Genomic DNA, 14,869 nt, shown 5'->3' with positions numbered 1-14,869 from the left:
AATGGATTGGAGCCGCGCTAAAAACGTACTGATCTGTACATTTTTGCTGCTCAATGTGGTATTGGGTTATCAACTGTGGCATGATGCGCAGGAAACGGCCGGGCCGAATCTGGATTTTACTTCACTGGATGAAAACACGCAGCGTTTAATGGAAGAGAAAAGCATTCAGGTGTTGGCTCCGATTCCCGGGGATACCCCACAGCTGCCCAAGCTGTCTTACACCTATGTCCATAGTGGAGAGAAGGATGAACTTGTACAGCTGCTGAGACCGGTGGACAGCAGGCTGGTATTCACTCATGATGCGCTAGTGGAGGCATTGGAGCCGCAAATCAAGGATATCGATAGCTATCAGTATGATCCGCTGGATGTCCAGGAGGAGCTTGTATCTGGACAGGCAGATGCTTTTGTAATGCATCCGTTGGTACAGGGCAAGTGGCCGCTCTTTAATGTGAAGCTGGCTCTGTTTTACAGCAATCAGAAGATTACAGGGTATCGCAAAATTCAAGTAGAGCTCCAGCCCTCGGATGAGGCAAAGAAAATGCTGCCTGCGTCCAAAGCCTTGGCGAGGCTGATCGACGGCTATTTGCCGCGTGACTCCGTAGTGAAGGATATCCGGCTCGGATATTACGGACAGACCTTTAACTCCGATAGCCAGGTGGCTGCGCCGGTGTGGCGGTTTATGCTGGATAACGGAAAAGGCGTGTATTATGTGCAGATGAACGGAGATGTCATTAGTCCAAAGACAGAACATACAGAAGGGTCTTGAACAGATATGGGTATTTCTTTTACCGTGCTGTCGAGCGGTTCGACCGGCAACGCTACCGTTGTACGGAACGAAGACACGACATTGCTCATCGATGCAGGTCTCAGCGCAAAGCGTATTGACGAATTGCTGAAAGAACGCGATCTGAGCGGAGAAGATTTGGATGGTATTTTGGTCACGCATGAGCATTCCGATCATGTTAAAGGACTAGGCGCCATGGCGCGTAAATATAATTTGCCTATATATGCTAACGAGAAGACATGGTTTGCCATCAGCAACGCTGTTGGGCAAATCGCGGATGATAACCGTAGAATATTGGAGACAGGCGCGACACGGGAATTTGAGTCATTGCGTGTAGAGTCTTTTGGCATCTCCCATGATGCGGTTGAGCCCGTAGGGTACAGCTTTTATGATGGGGCAGAGAAGCTTAGCGTAGCAACCGATCTCGGCTATGTCAGTGATAAGGTAAAACAAGCGATATCAGATGCAGATGTATTGGTGCTGGAGGCTAATCATGATGTAGAAATGCTGCGTATGGGTCGTTATCCTTGGAACATCAAGCGCCGTATTCTCAGTGATATCGGCCATTTATCCAATGAGATGGCAGGAGCGATTCTTAGCGAGCTGTTGACCGGACGGACAAAGCGAACGTATCTGGCACACTTGAGCCGCGACCACAATATGATGGAACTTGCGAAGATGACTGTACGCGATGCGATGGAAGACCGCGGCTGTTTTTACAGGGATAGTGAGTTTCGATTGTGTGATACGTATTATGATCGTCCTACACCTTGGGATAAGGTAAGTGAGCCATAAAGCTGTCCAGCTCGGCGGCTTTGCGCTCGACCTCTTCACGGGTCACTATGCCTTTGTCTACCAGTAGTTCAATCAATGTACTTAGTGCCAGTGTATTCCGGTAGTGCTCGTCTTTCAAATCCGCAAGCTTGGCAGCCATGCGAACTTCATCCATAGCGGAACGATGGGAATTCATCTTATATTCCTCCTGTAAAAATATTTTTAAAATGGCGTGCAATAAGCTTGGTTCTGCCTGTGGTTTTGCCAGGTGCTGTGATACAATAAAGCTAACAACAGAAAGCTTTCTGAAGGAAGGCTCTCATCGAAAGTATAGGCTGCTTTAAGCGGACGGGAACAAGCCAGAACGTCTCTATGAGACGATCATTTTGTAATAGAATAGAAGACTTGTTACTATTGTAGTCCATTGGTTTGGAAATCATTCCTCTTTTTCCCTCTATTCGGGGTCAAATTTGGCGTGTATGCTAATTTATGAGATTTGGTTGCTTAGGAAAGTGCTATTTGTGGTGATTAATAAGTAGACCGAAACGATTAGTTGCTGAATTCCGATGGTGGGGGATATTCAATCCATTTGTGATGTTCAACGGAGCAGGTTCTCTGTAGCATAGGTTGGCGCAAGCCCGAATAGCCCTAATTTTTTAGTGAGTGTCGGTGCATGACAACGAAGGGGAGAGGATTAGCATGGGCTTGTTTGAAGATGATTTTTATTCAACGAAGGTGTCCACACGTGCGGCTAAAAAAACAGCATTTAAAGCACGTCGCGGAGGACGGGGACGTTGGCCGCACAGGAATCGCCGGGTAAGTCCGGTGCAGGCTGCTGTCATCAGCGGTGCGGTTAGTGCAGTGGTTGCCGTGCTGCTGTTCAGCTTTATTACAGGTCTCCCCTCCACTACAGCAGTAACCGGAGCAAGTCATTATCCCTTGCGGCAAGCAGCGGGCGATCCGTATGACCGGATTGTGCAAGCGGCAGCCAAGATACGCCCAGCTGTCGTCAGCATCGTAAACCTGAAAGGGGAAGACGGTAACAGTACGGAACAATCAGCGCTTGGATCGGGCGTCATTTTCCGTGTGAGCTCAGGCAAAGCCTTTATTATGACGAACAACCATGTCATCGAGGGATCGGATGATCTGGATATTGTAACCGTAGACGGTGTCAGAAAAGAAGCGAAGCTGGTCGGAAAGGATCGCATTAGTGATATCGCTGTACTGGCCGTTGATGATAAAGGCATTAGCACAGTAGCGGATATCGGGGACTCCAGCAAACTTCGTCTGGGCGAGACGGTCATTGCGATTGGCAATCCACTCGGATTGGGAGACACGCTGACCTCTGGCATTGTGAGCTATACGAATCGGATTATTCCGATTTCCATCAATCAGGATGGTGTATATGACTGGGAGCAGCATGTGATTCAGACCGATGCAGCGATTAATGAAGGAAACAGCGGTGGAGCGCTGGTCGATCTGGACGGACGCGTGATTGGCATCAATACGATGAAAATCGCCGATACAGGTGTGGAAGGATTGGGCTTTGCCATTCCCGCCAATGAAGTAATGAAGACGGTGAATGAACTGGTTGAGGACGGCAAGATCACCCGCCCTTATCTGGGGGTGTACACGGTGGATCTTAATAATGAATATGCACCGCTGGATGAAACTCAGCGCAAGGAACTCAAGCTGCCTGACAGCGTGAAAGATGGGGCCGTTGTTCTGGAGGCCCATGGTCCTGCCAAGGAGGGCGGCTTGAAGCTGAACGATGTCATTACGGCGTTTGATGGCGAACCGATTAACTCTACGCTTGATTTGCGTCGCTACCTGTACGATAACAAGAAGATTGGCGATGAGCTGAAAGTTACCTTTTACCGGGCAGGCAAGGAAGAGTCGGTGACGTTAAAATTAACAGATAAGCCGGAAGGCTAAGGTTGAAGGATAGGCTTAACTATAAAGAAGGCGCTCTCCGGCTTATTTCCGGGAACGCCTTTTTTCGTTTTCTGCTGTGCCTTAGATTAAGACGTCACGCCCGTCACACGGGTTCCGCTCTTGGTGATTTTGTATGTCACCACATCTCCGCTCCAGAAGTGGAACTTCAACGTGACTTCGCCATCCTTCACACTGTTGAAAAATTCAGGCAGCAGCTTGATATCGTTGGCATCATAGGCAGGGGCAAAAGTATTGCCAAACTCTTTATAAGGTGTCCAATCCTGTGGACCGGCATTGCCACCATTCGTATACACGGCTTCCATCGTCGCAAGCTGGCTACCACGGAAGTCTGTTGGAATGGTAAAGGCTTGAGTAGTCCCTTCGACAGCACTTAATTTTGGTGTATCATACACAACGACTCTAAAATTCCAATCCGCCCCCTTATTAAACTTGGCGGTCATTACGGCATTCTCACCATATTTACCGGAAGTTATTAGGCCGGTGAGCAAGCTGGCTTTGAAGGTTAATGTGTCTCCACTCAGCGTGTAGTCGGTCCCCTGTTTCAGTTGCTTGCTGTTGGCATGGAGTGATTTCAACTGGTTGCCGTTCAGGTTTAGAGTGACCTTGGTTTCCTGAACAGGAGAGCCTTTTTTCAAATGAATGAGATCACTAGCTGCATTGGAGGAACGTCCTTTCAGGCTGGCCTTAATAACATTAAAGAGTTCAGGATCAGACCACTTGTACGTTGTCCGGTTCAGGTGCTGGCCGTTATCCCAGAGCATACCTGTTACTTTCTTCTTTTTCATATAATAGGTCACAAACTCAAAAAATTTCAGCTTTTCGCCCTGTTCAATAACACCTGTATGCTTATCGAAGCCGAGCAGGCCATATTCACCGACAATAACCGGAATTCCCTTGGCTACAAAGGTGTTATAGACATTATCAAACGTTTGAATAATATCATCTTGGGCAACTTTATCAAATGTTGTATTCCCGGCAATGTTTACACTGAAAGGCCAAAAGCCATAATAGTGAACGGTCGCAATCAGATTGGGATCGTTCAGCCCAGTAATTGTGTTGTAAAGCTGGCTGATCTTGGCTTGGGCAGGTGAAGCATCCAGACCGGATAGAACAAGAGGACGAGTGGCATTCTTACCACCGGAGGCGCGAACGATTTTGTGGAAGGATACATTTAGCTCATGAAGCATCTGATTCATTTTCGCTTCATCCGTTGTTCCCCCTTCAGAAAACCGGGGCTCATTAATACTTTCAAACATCAACTTGTGAGGCTGATCTTTAAAGCGGTCGGCAATCTGTGTCCATAATGCCTTATAGCGAGCTAACACTTCATCATGCTTGGGCTCCATACTGCTTACCCACGTCCATGAATCATGATGGACATTAATCATGACATACAGATTGGCATCCAGTGCCCAGCGAACGACCTCTTCTACACGGTTCATATAGGTAGATTCAACGGTATAATTGGGTGCGGCTCCAATATGCTTATCCCAGGTGACGGGAATGCGAATACTTTTGTACCCTTGTGCAGCAATTTGCTGAATCAAAGCTTGGGTAATGCGCGGATTGCCCCAGGCTGTCTCATCCGCCCCGACAGCATCCAGCGAATTTCCCAAATTCCATCCGGGCTGCATGGCTTCCACATATGACTGCATATTGCCGATGGCAGCGGCTGGCTGTGCTTGTCCGTCCGTTTCAGCAGCAGCAACGGATGCGAACGTGGATAACAATAAGGTAATGGCAAGCGTCAACGACAGCAATGAAATGGGTCTTCGTTTTAACATAACAGGCCCCTTTACAAAGTTATTTTTGAAAGCGCTTTCCATTAAACACTATCATATTATTTTAATATGGAATACCTGTATAATTCATGTAAAAATCATGTGCTAATTAGATATTTTAATTTTGTAAGCGTTATTATTGAAAAAATACAGAAATGAGTGTAGAATCTATGGCCCCCTCAAATACCAAAAGAAAGAAGGAGATGAATATGAATAAGTGGAACACCGAAGAGGCCATTCGACGCTGGAACATGCATGCAGAAAACTTTACTGCCAAGTACACCGAAGAAGGGGATCGGTCTCGTGAAGTGTTGCTAAATCCTGCTTTGCAAGAGTGTATGGGATTGATCGCAGGTAAAAAAGTGCTTGATGCCGGGTGTGGCGAAGGTTACCTGAGCCGGAAAATGGTTCAGGAGGGCGCGTTGGTGGAAGCTGTCGATTACTCGACAGAGATGCTGAAGCTTGCAAGAGAGCGGACACCGTCAGCAATGGGAATTACATATCACCACGGCAATCTGGAGAGGCTGGAGATGTTCGAAGACCAGAGTTTTGATCTGATCGTATCCAATATGGTCATTCAGGATTTGGCTCATTATGAGCTGGCGATTGCCGAAATGCGGCGGTTATTAGTTCCAGGGGGCAGCTTTATTTTTTCTATTCTGCATCCGTGCTTTCTGACACCGCAGAGTGGATGGGTGAAGGATGAGACAGGGAAAAAGCTGTATTGGAAAGTGGATCAGTATTTCAACGAAGGTCCCCTGGAGCAAGCGATTCCTTATGATCAGGAGGAAAAGCTTTTGTATTTTCACCGTACGCTGGGCAGCTATGTACAGACCATTGTGGAGGCGGGTTTGTTGTTGGAAGGGATGATCGAACCGAAGCCGTCTGCTGGTATGCTGGAGAAATATCCCCATTTCCGTGAAGACCTGAACGTCAGTAATTTCCTCATTTTTAAGACCAAACGTCAGGGATAGTGGGCAAGCCCTTTCCTTTCCGCGTCAAGTGTGGTAGAACAAAAGAAGGCGGTTTTGACACACCTACAACAGGAAGAGCTTCAAACGGAAAGGGATGCAACTGGAATGTACGTGGTATGTAAAGAGCATGTGGAACTGGCAATTGATATGTTCGTCGATGAATACGAGGATGCACCGGATGTCGTCGATCTCAAAGAAACGAAATTTTCGGATTGGGACCCTCCAGTGAAGTGCAAGGAATGTGAGAAGAAAGCAGAGTTTTTGGTCGTCTAAAAAACAAGCACGGGCGTTTCGGGGAGAAACGTCCTTTTTGTATTTATTCCTACCACATCTGAGACAGGAGTGAACGATGGATGGACCCTTTACTACATTCACTGTTTCGTCCGCTTCAAGTCAATGGAAGTGACCCCTATACATATTATATTGAGCAAAAACCGTCTGCTGCGCTGAGAGCTTACGTAGCCTGTTATTGGGAGTCTGGCCCGGTTACTAAAGAAGTCCCTGAAGGGAATATGAGAGTATCGGGTAGAGAGGCAGTGGACCGAGTATTACCTGACGGTTGTACGGATATTCTATTAGAATACGACCCGGTGAGTAAGCATCAGGAACTCTCATACTGCGGGACATTTACGCATCCGTTCGTGTCTACCAGACAAGCAGGGTCCGAGACACGTATTTTTGCAGTGAGATTTTTCCCCGGTGGAGCACATTATTTTCATGGGATGCCGACTTATTTGTTTACAGGTGGTAATTATCGCTTGGAAGAGATATGGCCTGAAAATGTCGAGATCATAGGTGAGCGTATTTTGGAGGCACGAGACTTTAATGAACGGGTGCGCATAATGGATCAGTATCTCAACCAGCTGCTACTGAGTCGTAGGAAAAGCGATTGTGACCTGATGAAAAACCTGCTGCATCACATCTTTGTGAGCGGTGGGAGTGTGGGGGTTAAGGAGCTTGCGGAGCGTGAGGCGATCAGTGAAAGACAACTCAACCGCAAATTTGGGCAATGGATCGGGATTAGCCCCAAGAAGTTCAGTGAAGTCGTCCGCTTCCAGAGCGTTCTGCACAGTATTCAGAGTGGTGGTTCTGTCGATTCAATGGAGCTTGCATTGAAGCACAGCTTTTTTGACCAAGCGCATCTGATCCGTGATTTTCGTAGATTTTATGGAGCTTCTCCGCTTACTGCGGCTAAAGACTTTCGGAAGTTGTCCGTTTTTTACAATACATGTTCGGAGCCCTCGGCTATACTCAAAATATGAAGAAGAATAGCAAAGGAGAGATGAGAATATGAGTGGAACACTGCAAGTTCGCGATCATCTGCTGAATGAACTGGAGACCGGAGTACGGACGGGGGAAGCCTTGATTCGTAAAATACGCCCAGAGGATTGGAGCTTTCGCCCACAGGACAATTTCCGCTCGTTGCTGGAGTTAGTGCATCATTTTGTGCTTATTCCGGCTTCGGATCTTGCGATTATGCAGGAGAAGTCCGAGGCAGAAGTGGGAAGCATCGAAAATAGCCTGTCCGGAATGGAAGATCCCGAGCGCTTGGCTGCGACCTTCAAGCAGAATTTTGAGGCTTATAAGGCTTACATTCTTTCGCTTAGCGAAGATGATTATCTGAATCGTTCGACGAAGGCCTTTTATATGGAGCATGGGCATTTACAGGTTCAATGGCAGATTGAGACCGTGACCCACGTATTCCATCATCGTTCGCAGATCTACAATTATCTGAAGCAACTGGGACATGAAGTGAACTTTTTTATGTTGTATGCTTAAGTTTTTTATATAAAAAGGTTTGAGGGCACCTGTGGGGTGCTCTTTTTGGTTTTATTTAAGACTTTTCAGGGTGGAATGGCTTAGTCGAACGCACGTGAAACTTCTTTACTAACACGACTAAGAATCCTGATTTGTTCTTCGTTCAATCTGCTGGTCAACGCAACAAACTCATCTATGGCCTCTTGCCGAATCATTTCGTCTGCAGTCATATGTTCTTCGGAAAACATCAACTCGCTGATAGACACGTTTAAGGCGGTTAACACCTTCTCCAAGGTATCAATCGAAAAGTTTCTTTCTCCTCTTTCTAATGCACCAATATATCTATAGTCCAAGCTTGCGATGTCAGCTAGCTTTTGCTGTGTAAGTCCCTTTGCATTTCGAATAGCCCGGATTCTTGTACCGATTTGCTTGCGTAATTCAGCCATATTACCACCTCATAACAAGCTTATGGAAGATGAAGTGTAAAAGTCAGGTAGAAGGGAATAGTTCAAATCTTTTTATGCTGTAACTCAACTAAACCAACAATGTTTTTAGTAATAGTAGTAAGAATTTCGAGTTCTGTTGTTTCTCTTGAATTTATGAGTAACATAAGTTCATTTATGATTTGTTTTCGATCCGTAGGTTCATCGAATTGAAAAAGTTCAAAGGCTGGAACTTTTAGCGCTAAAATAATTTTTTCCAACGTCTCCAATGAAATATTTCGGTCTCCACGTTCAACTCCGCCAATATAACTGTAATGAAGTCCTGCGGCTTCTGCCAGTTGTTCCTGTGTCCATCCTTTAGCCTTTCTTAGCTCCCGTATCCGGTTTCCGACACTTTCTGGTAAACTCATGTGATCACCTCCACTTAAGGTTAGAAGAGGAGAGAATATCGTTACAGACCATCTTATGCAAAATAAAAACACATAAAATTGTACTCTTAAGTACTTTTTGTATTGACCTCCTATTCCAATTTCTATACAATTGGCTGTACATGGGAATATGAGGAGAGGCTATTCTTGGAAACTTCCATCCTGAAATCACTCAAACCGGATATCATTGTTGAAATGTTGGAGATGGCTGTGGCTTTTGAAAATTGGAAAAAGGTGATGGAGACGGCGGATATTTTGTACCAATGTGTACAGCGTATCTATGAAGAACGACAGTATCATAAAGCAATGGAATTACCCCTTCCGCATGTCAATTTAGAACGTCCGTTGGTATATTATTTTGGGCTCAGTCACCTGATGTGCGGAATGGCTCACCAGAATCAGGGTGCATATGAACAGGAAAGGGAGTGCATCTATAAGTATGCTGAGCTAGGGTGGATGGAGGATTTAGAGGAAGAAGACAATCAAGTTGTCGAGGAATTCAGGTTTTTAGCCAAAACTAATTTATATGCAGTGGATATTTTGTCTGGCAATATAGGGCTGATCGAGGAGTACGTAGCCTTTTTGCAGGATAATCTAGAGGAAATATTACCGGGGCTTAATACCATATTACAGGCAGCGCTTATGTATCATTTGGATGTGGCAGATATTTTACATACGTTTGCAGAGCAGATTAATGAATTCGAGAGTTATGAAGACGCAGAGAACATATCTTACTATTATAGCTACTGCTATCACTTGGCTTTGTACTATCGGAAGTGCGGCAGATTACAGGATGCAGTGGGACTTACTGTGCAGGCGATGCAATTAGCTGATCAGTCGGGTAACGATCGAAATTTCAAGAAATGTACAGCATTGTTCGAATCAATACGCGAGTCAGCGACAGCGGAGCAAATCAGCAAATATCGAAAGATGTTGATGCAGTGTCTTGATGAATACGAAACGGATGGCATTTCATTGTGAAGAACGTAAATGAATGATCCGCTATGATCTGAACAGGGAATAGGCTCATAATGGAGAGGAAATAGATAGGTAAGAGACGTTTCAGATGCTAAAATAACTATGTTACAGGTATGTTTTTAAGTTTAGGATCGTAAATACGATTTTACATTATTATTCGACATAGATAGGGGTATGGAATTTGTTTATTCAGCTTATAGGTGTGGGCAAGTTAAAAGAGAAATATTTGGTCATGGGCATTCAGGAATACGCTAAACGGCTAGGACCATACATCAAGTTCCAAATGATCGAGGTAGCGGATGAAAAGGCTCCTGATACACTAAGCGAGGCGGAAGTTCGACAGGTTAAGGAACGGGAAGGAGAGCGCATCCTTGCTCATGTGAAGAGTGAAGCACATGTCATTGTGCTTGCCATCAACGGCAAACTGTGGAGCTCGGAGGAACTCGCAGAGGAATTGGACAAGCTCGGCACCTACGGTACAAGCCATGTTGTCTTCGTCATTGGCGGAAGCCACGGACTCTCTGACGAAGTCCTCCGCCGCGCCCAGCAGAAGCTCAGCTTCGGAAGGATGACCTTGCCACATCAGCTTATGCGATTGGTGCTGGTGGAACAGATTTATCGGGCGGTAAAGATTAATCGGGGTGAACCGTATCACAAGTGATGGCTGAATTTTTGGCTAAACTTATTAAATCTATAAGCCTCATTGGTTTGAGAATCTAATACAGTACACCATTTTTTAACCACTGACCCTTCTGCAATCCATGCAGAGGGGTCCTTTGCTGTCAAAATGAAGTGAAGGATTAAGGGGCAGAGTACTTCGATTGTGATTTAAAAATTAAGCATTCCTTCCCTAGGGAGAATGGGATTTGGAAGCGTAATCCCATGTGCGTGACTCTTGGTTTCTAACAATTTCACGATTTCGCCATAACTCTGCTGTATAGAAAGGTGTTTGGCAAACGATGTCGAATATTATTTCATGTTACCTCGAGAGGGACTAGATGGGAGTGAGGCATAATGAGAGGTAGGAAGTTCACGATGACGATCAGGAACAAGGTAATTCTAACGATCGTCGTTACTGTAATCACTAGCCTAGTGATCGGAGGCGTTGGGATTTACAATCTGAAGCGGGTACAATCCTCGCTTGAGGAGAGCCTTAGTATTAGGGCGGAAGTCATTGATCTCATTCGTACAGCGGATGTCGACCTATATCAGATGCTGTTGGCAGAACGATCGCTGTACAGTTATGAACCAGGGTCGGAGCAATTTTCGAAACAACTGGAGGATTACGAAAAACAAAAGGAGTCAGCAAAGAAGAAACTTAATAAGTATAAGTCATTTGGAACAATTTTTGATAATGAGGAAAAGTTAATTCAAGACTACGAAGCAACGGTTGCAGCGTATGAATTGGTCTCCAAGAAAGTGATTGACGGATTATCGTCAAAGGATTCAACTGTCCGTCAAAGGGCGAATCTTCTTTCTTATCAGGAGGGGAGCGAAAAGTTTGACCAGATGGAAGACGCTTTGGATCACATAGGCGATCTGTACTACGATGATAATCAAATCATGTTAGACAGCACACAAAAACAATACAGCTTCCTGCGATTGATCAGTATCCTCTTAACATTGGCAGGCTTGATCGCTTCATCGTCGCTTGGCTATTTGATCATCCGATCCATCCATCATCCGATCCGTTATTTGCGTGGACGTGTCCGAGAGATTGCGGAGGGCAATCTGGCCGTCGATATACGTACCTTCTCCCAGGATGAGCTTGGGGAATTAACTGCCGATTTTAATATAATGGTATCTCGTATGAAAGAACTCATTTCGACAGTAAGCCAATCGATTGGCCGTGTAAATACTTCCGCTCATGAACTTACCTTTATCGCGGAACAAACAACGGCAACCGGCGAGGAAATGACGTCAGGCATTAATGAAATTGCAGTTGGTGCTTCCGAGCAAGCGTCCTTGACAGAGGCAACGAGCCGTGAAACGATGGCGCTTTCAGACACGATTGAAAAGGTAAATGTAAGGAACAAGAAAATGACCAGCTTGTCTTCGGAGGCAGAAATCGTCTTAAGAGGCGGCATGGATAAAGTAAAGAAATTACAGGATCACAATCTCCAAACGACAGAAGCAAACCAACTGGTCGTACAACATATTGAAGGCCTGGCAGAACAGATGCTTACGATTTCCACAATCGTGCAAACGATTAATGAAGTATCCGAGCAAACGAAGCTCCTCGCATTAAATGCGAGCATAGAAGCGGCGCGTGCCGGCGATTCCGGAAAAGGATTTGCAGTCGTCGCTACAGAAATTCGCAAGCTGTCGACCATGACTTATGAATCAACAGAGAGAATTAACACAACTATTGCACGCCTCAAGGCAGAAGTTTCTCAAACGTTGCAGGTCATGAATCAGACAGAGGTAATTATCTCCGAACAATCTCTTATTGTTCAGGAGTCGGGAACGGTATTTGAATCGATTATGGATATGCTAAAGGAAATCATCAGTTCGATTCAAGAGATGGATGGGGATATAGGGCAGATGAATGTTAGCAGGGAACAGGTCATCTCATCCATTATCAAGATATCCGATGTAGCTCGAGACGCAGCTTCTGCCACAGAAGAGATAAGTTCGGCTTCTAACGATCAGAGTCAAGCGTATTCCCATCTGCATAATGCAGCTGAACAATTGAAACAATCAAGCCAACAAGTGAGCGAAATGATTAGCAGATTTCGAATTGTACAAGAATAATTCGTACTGAGAATAAGAAAAGGAGCTATCCCACTAGGGATGGCTCCTTTTCTGCCCTCGTTGATGAAAAGCGTGCGTATCGTCTCACCTCAAGGTGGGGTGGGTGGTGCACATGATTATCAATGCTTTTATTCAGCTTTAGTTGCTTGTACACGTGCTGGTTTAAAAATAGACAGTAGGAAAATGACTAAACCGGCAATACCAATTCCTAAAATGATGTTGAAGGACTGGCCAGTGTAGAAGCCACTACCAAAGTAGAAAATTTCACGTAACCCCTCAGATGCAAAGCGAATCGGCACCCATGGACGAATAAAGTTTACGAAGAAACTTGGAAGCATCTCTTGTGGTGTCATTAGAACACCCATACCTAACATCATAACTACCATGAATAATGTAATGGCTGGTTTTCCAATCCATGCAGTAATAGCTGATACTAATAAGAAGAAACAGAATGCTGCAAACGTTACAAAGAAAGCAATTAAGAAGTAGCTTGGCATGTTAATACCAGCCATTTGTGCAAGTGTTGCAACAGTAAAGCCTGAAAATAGGGCAATAATAAGACCGAATAAAACTTGACCACCTATTAGGCGTAATGTTTGTTTACGTGTTAACATTTCCTTTTTAAGAATGCTTGATGATGCTAGGAATACAATGAAACCACCGATTAATGCACCTACCCAAGCAGGTACGGCCATTAATGTTGGTGCACTACCATTTGCTGTAGCAGTAGTGATGGCATTGAATACTTTTTCTTCAGAAACAATGGGGTGTACAAGCACGGATGCTTGATTAGCATCGATTTGTTGATCGCCCATTTGTGCTACAAAATTTGTTGAATACTTGCTGCTGATTTGCGTAATTAGACCATTTAAGGCAGTTTTTGCGAAGTTTGCACCTGTCATGTTAAAGCCTTGGTTAATATATACTTTTAAGGTTGCTGGCGTGTTGCTTGTCATGGCATTTTGTACGGCATCATTATAACCCTCAGGAATAACTAATGCTGCATAATACTCTTTATCAGCAAATAATTCTTCGATATCTGCTTCTTTTTCATTTGTAAAAGCTAACATCGGTTCTTCACCGGCAATACCTTTATTCATTTGTTCGATTGCTGCTTTTACAGTGTCAACGTGATCTCCCTCATCACTCGTAATAAGTGCAACTGGCAGATTTTTTACTTGTGGATCTCCTTGAGCAAATAAGTTTAATGAGAACAGAGCAATAATTAATATAACAGCGACGGGAGCAGCCCATGCTAATTTTTCTTTAAATAATCTCAATGGATTTCACCCTTTCTCAATTTTCAACATGTTGTTCAGTAGCATGCATTTATCTTATAATTTTTAAGAGTGTATAAGCAATGAACAAAACTGAACAGATTGTTGAATTTTAAAGCGGGGGTGATCCTTGTGAGCATTTATGCAGAGAAAAATCGAAAAACAAAACAACTCATTCAAACGTCATTTATACAAATTTTACAAAAAAAGTCATTTGAATTGATTACGGTAGGGGACATTACGAAAACAGCACAAATTAATCGCGGGACATTTTATTTGCACTATAAAGATAAATTCGATTTGCTAGAGCAAATAGAACAGCAGTTGTTTGAGGATTTAGGAAATCATATTGATGAATTGCAATCTCGCTATTCGTCTACTCATACGTTTGAAAAAGGACAAGAGCAATTAGCTGCTACATTATTTAGCTCTCTTAAAATGCATTCGCCAATATTAAAGATATTTTTAAGTGATCATGGCAGAACGGGTTTTCATCTTCGATTTAGAGATGCCTTTTCAGAAAAGGTGCGTTTTAATTTAGAGAAAAATGAAAGTTTCAATGCAAATTTAAAGGTGCCCATGGAATACTTTTTATCTTTTATAACGTCTGCTTTTTTAGGATTAATAGAACAATGGGTTCAAAATGGATTAGATAAAACCCCTCAAGAAATGACCGCATTATATATCGATATTATTTCCTTTATTCAAAAGAGATAATGAGGCGCCGAAGACCCATAAATATTCATCTACAATTATTAAGGCGATGAAAACATGTTCGAACAGATTGATTTAAAGAATCAACAACTAGATGTTAAGTGCTCGTTAACAAAGTATACAGTACAAGGCTTACTTGAAAGACTGTACCGTATCATAAGTAATGGTGGGGGATTTGGAGGATGGAAATGATACAATTGAGGGCATCCTAAACCGTTTATGTAAGCACTATTTTCAAAGAGGCCATA

Annotated in this window: 16 protein-coding genes; 11 read left to right on the top strand and 5 right to left on the bottom strand. The window is 44.1% G+C overall.

Annotated elements, in window-relative coordinates:
- Nucleotide 1: 1 nt before the first annotated feature.
- Both yycI and ACN6NF_RS25185 read left to right on the top strand, forming a co-directional pair.
- The gene (gene yycI / locus ACN6NF_RS25190; RefSeq protein WP_474320250.1) at nt 2-766 is read left to right on the top strand and encodes a two-component system regulatory protein YycI; all 765 of its coding nucleotides are present in this window, start codon (nt 2-4) and stop codon (nt 764-766) included.
- Between the two features lie 6 nt (nt 767-772).
- Entirely contained in the window at nt 773-1,579 is an 807-nt protein-coding gene (locus tag ACN6NF_RS25185; protein ID WP_474320249.1) for an MBL fold metallo-hydrolase, read from the top strand.
- Here ACN6NF_RS25185 and ACN6NF_RS25180 read toward each other — a convergent pair.
- A complete protein-coding gene (locus ACN6NF_RS25180) occupies nt 1,548-1,754 on the bottom strand; it encodes a hypothetical protein (RefSeq protein WP_013373883.1) in 207 nt (68 codons plus the stop codon). The genes ACN6NF_RS25185 and ACN6NF_RS25180 overlap by 32 nt on opposite strands.
- 503 nt (nt 1,755-2,257) lie before the next feature.
- Here ACN6NF_RS25180 and ACN6NF_RS25175 point away from each other — a divergent pair.
- Complete coding sequence (locus tag ACN6NF_RS25175; protein ID WP_013373882.1) at nt 2,258-3,493, top strand: S1C family serine protease; 1,236 nt, start codon at nt 2,258-2,260, stop codon at nt 3,491-3,493.
- Nucleotides 3,494-3,579: 86 nt separating this feature from the next.
- Here ACN6NF_RS25175 and ACN6NF_RS25170 read toward each other — a convergent pair whose 3' ends face one another.
- Nucleotides 3,580-5,298, bottom strand: coding sequence for a cellulase family glycosylhydrolase (locus ACN6NF_RS25170; protein ID WP_474320248.1), 1,719 nt, complete (start codon nt 5,296-5,298; stop codon nt 3,580-3,582).
- Nucleotides 5,299-5,504: 206 nt separating this feature from the next.
- On the opposite strand from ACN6NF_RS25170, the gene ACN6NF_RS25165 reads away from it, so the two are divergent.
- The 4 genes from ACN6NF_RS25165 (at nt 5,505) to ACN6NF_RS25150 (ending at nt 8,048) form a co-directional block, all read left to right on the top strand.
- On the top strand, nt 5,505-6,269 hold the full coding sequence (locus ACN6NF_RS25165) for a class I SAM-dependent methyltransferase (protein ID WP_137079599.1): 765 nt from the start codon (nt 5,505-5,507) through the stop codon (nt 6,267-6,269).
- A gap of 105 nt (nt 6,270-6,374) precedes the next feature.
- A complete protein-coding gene (locus ACN6NF_RS25160) occupies nt 6,375-6,542 on the top strand; it encodes a CxxH/CxxC protein (protein ID WP_013373879.1) in 168 nt (55 codons plus the stop codon).
- A gap of 80 nt (nt 6,543-6,622) precedes the next feature.
- Nucleotides 6,623-7,531 (top strand): AraC family transcriptional regulator, encoded by a 909-nt coding sequence (locus ACN6NF_RS25155; protein ID WP_474320247.1) that lies wholly within the window; start codon nt 6,623-6,625, stop codon nt 7,529-7,531.
- Between the two features lie 28 nt (nt 7,532-7,559).
- On the top strand, nt 7,560-8,048 hold the full coding sequence (locus ACN6NF_RS25150; protein WP_474320246.1) for a DinB family protein: 489 nt from the start codon (nt 7,560-7,562) through the stop codon (nt 8,046-8,048).
- An 80-nt stretch (nt 8,049-8,128) separates the two neighbouring features.
- Here ACN6NF_RS25150 and ACN6NF_RS25145 read toward each other — a convergent pair whose 3' ends face one another.
- Both ACN6NF_RS25145 and ACN6NF_RS25140 read right to left on the bottom strand, forming a co-directional pair.
- On the bottom strand, nt 8,129-8,473 hold the full coding sequence (locus ACN6NF_RS25145; protein WP_430209593.1) for a helix-turn-helix domain-containing protein: 345 nt from the start codon (nt 8,471-8,473) through the stop codon (nt 8,129-8,131).
- Nucleotides 8,474-8,535: 62 nt separating this feature from the next.
- Nucleotides 8,536-8,880 (bottom strand): helix-turn-helix domain-containing protein, encoded by a 345-nt coding sequence (locus ACN6NF_RS25140; RefSeq protein ID WP_016822479.1) that lies wholly within the window; start codon nt 8,878-8,880, stop codon nt 8,536-8,538.
- Between the two features lie 165 nt (nt 8,881-9,045).
- Between ACN6NF_RS25140 and ACN6NF_RS25135 the strand changes: the two genes are divergently transcribed.
- The 3 genes from ACN6NF_RS25135 to ACN6NF_RS25125 all read left to right on the top strand — a co-directional run bounded on the left by ACN6NF_RS25135 (nt 9,046) and on the right by ACN6NF_RS25125 (nt 12,630).
- Complete coding sequence (locus ACN6NF_RS25135; protein ID WP_474320245.1) at nt 9,046-9,879, top strand: DNA-binding protein; 834 nt, start codon at nt 9,046-9,048, stop codon at nt 9,877-9,879.
- Between the two features lie 178 nt (nt 9,880-10,057).
- On the top strand, nt 10,058-10,537 hold the full coding sequence (gene rlmH, locus ACN6NF_RS25130) for a 23S rRNA (pseudouridine(1915)-N(3))-methyltransferase RlmH (protein WP_474320243.1): 480 nt from the start codon (nt 10,058-10,060) through the stop codon (nt 10,535-10,537).
- Nucleotides 10,538-10,911: 374 nt separating this feature from the next.
- Nucleotides 10,912-12,630: a methyl-accepting chemotaxis protein gene (locus ACN6NF_RS25125; RefSeq protein WP_474320242.1), complete on the top strand. Its 1,719-nt coding sequence runs from the start codon at nt 10,912-10,914 to the stop codon at nt 12,628-12,630.
- A gap of 128 nt (nt 12,631-12,758) precedes the next feature.
- Here ACN6NF_RS25125 and ACN6NF_RS25120 read toward each other — a convergent pair whose 3' ends face one another.
- Nucleotides 12,759-13,910, bottom strand: a complete 1,152-nt coding sequence (locus ACN6NF_RS25120) for a YhgE/Pip domain-containing protein (RefSeq protein WP_474320241.1) — start codon at nt 13,908-13,910, stop codon at nt 12,759-12,761.
- A gap of 129 nt (nt 13,911-14,039) precedes the next feature.
- On the opposite strand from ACN6NF_RS25120, the gene ACN6NF_RS25115 reads away from it, so the two are divergent.
- Nucleotides 14,040-14,624, top strand: a complete 585-nt coding sequence (locus ACN6NF_RS25115; RefSeq protein ID WP_474320240.1) for a TetR/AcrR family transcriptional regulator — start codon at nt 14,040-14,042, stop codon at nt 14,622-14,624.
- The last annotated feature ends 245 nt before the right edge of the window (nt 14,625-14,869 follow it).

This window comes from Paenibacillus sp. TSM33 (genome assembly GCF_056099025.1).
This window is presented reverse-complemented; position numbering and strand designations above follow the sequence as displayed.

Coding starts and splice junctions, on each gene's coding strand:
- ACN6NF_RS25150 (WP_474320246.1), top strand. CDS start 7,560: ATGAGTGGAACACTGCAAGTTCGCGATCATCTGCTGAATGAACTGGAG.
- ACN6NF_RS25175 (WP_013373882.1), top strand. CDS start 2,258: ATGGGCTTGTTTGAAGATGATTTTTATTCAACGAAGGTGTCCACACGT.
- yycI (WP_474320250.1), top strand. CDS start 2: ATGGATTGGAGCCGCGCTAAAAACGTACTGATCTGTACATTTTTGCTG.
- ACN6NF_RS25155 (WP_474320247.1), top strand. CDS start 6,623: ATGGACCCTTTACTACATTCACTGTTTCGTCCGCTTCAAGTCAATGGA.
- ACN6NF_RS25125 (WP_474320242.1), top strand. CDS start 10,912: ATGACGATCAGGAACAAGGTAATTCTAACGATCGTCGTTACTGTAATC.
- ACN6NF_RS25180 (WP_013373883.1), bottom strand. CDS start 1,754: ATGAATTCCCATCGTTCCGCTATGGATGAAGTTCGCATGGCTGCCAAG.
- ACN6NF_RS25145 (WP_430209593.1), bottom strand. CDS start 8,473: ATGGCTGAATTACGCAAGCAAATCGGTACAAGAATCCGGGCTATTCGA.
- ACN6NF_RS25170 (WP_474320248.1), bottom strand. CDS start 5,298: ATGTTAAAACGAAGACCCATTTCATTGCTGTCGTTGACGCTTGCCATT.
- ACN6NF_RS25160 (WP_013373879.1), top strand. CDS start 6,375: ATGTACGTGGTATGTAAAGAGCATGTGGAACTGGCAATTGATATGTTC.
- ACN6NF_RS25185 (WP_474320249.1), top strand. CDS start 773: ATGGGTATTTCTTTTACCGTGCTGTCGAGCGGTTCGACCGGCAACGCT.
- ACN6NF_RS25165 (WP_137079599.1), top strand. CDS start 5,505: ATGAATAAGTGGAACACCGAAGAGGCCATTCGACGCTGGAACATGCAT.
- ACN6NF_RS25140 (WP_016822479.1), bottom strand. CDS start 8,880: ATGAGTTTACCAGAAAGTGTCGGAAACCGGATACGGGAGCTAAGAAAG.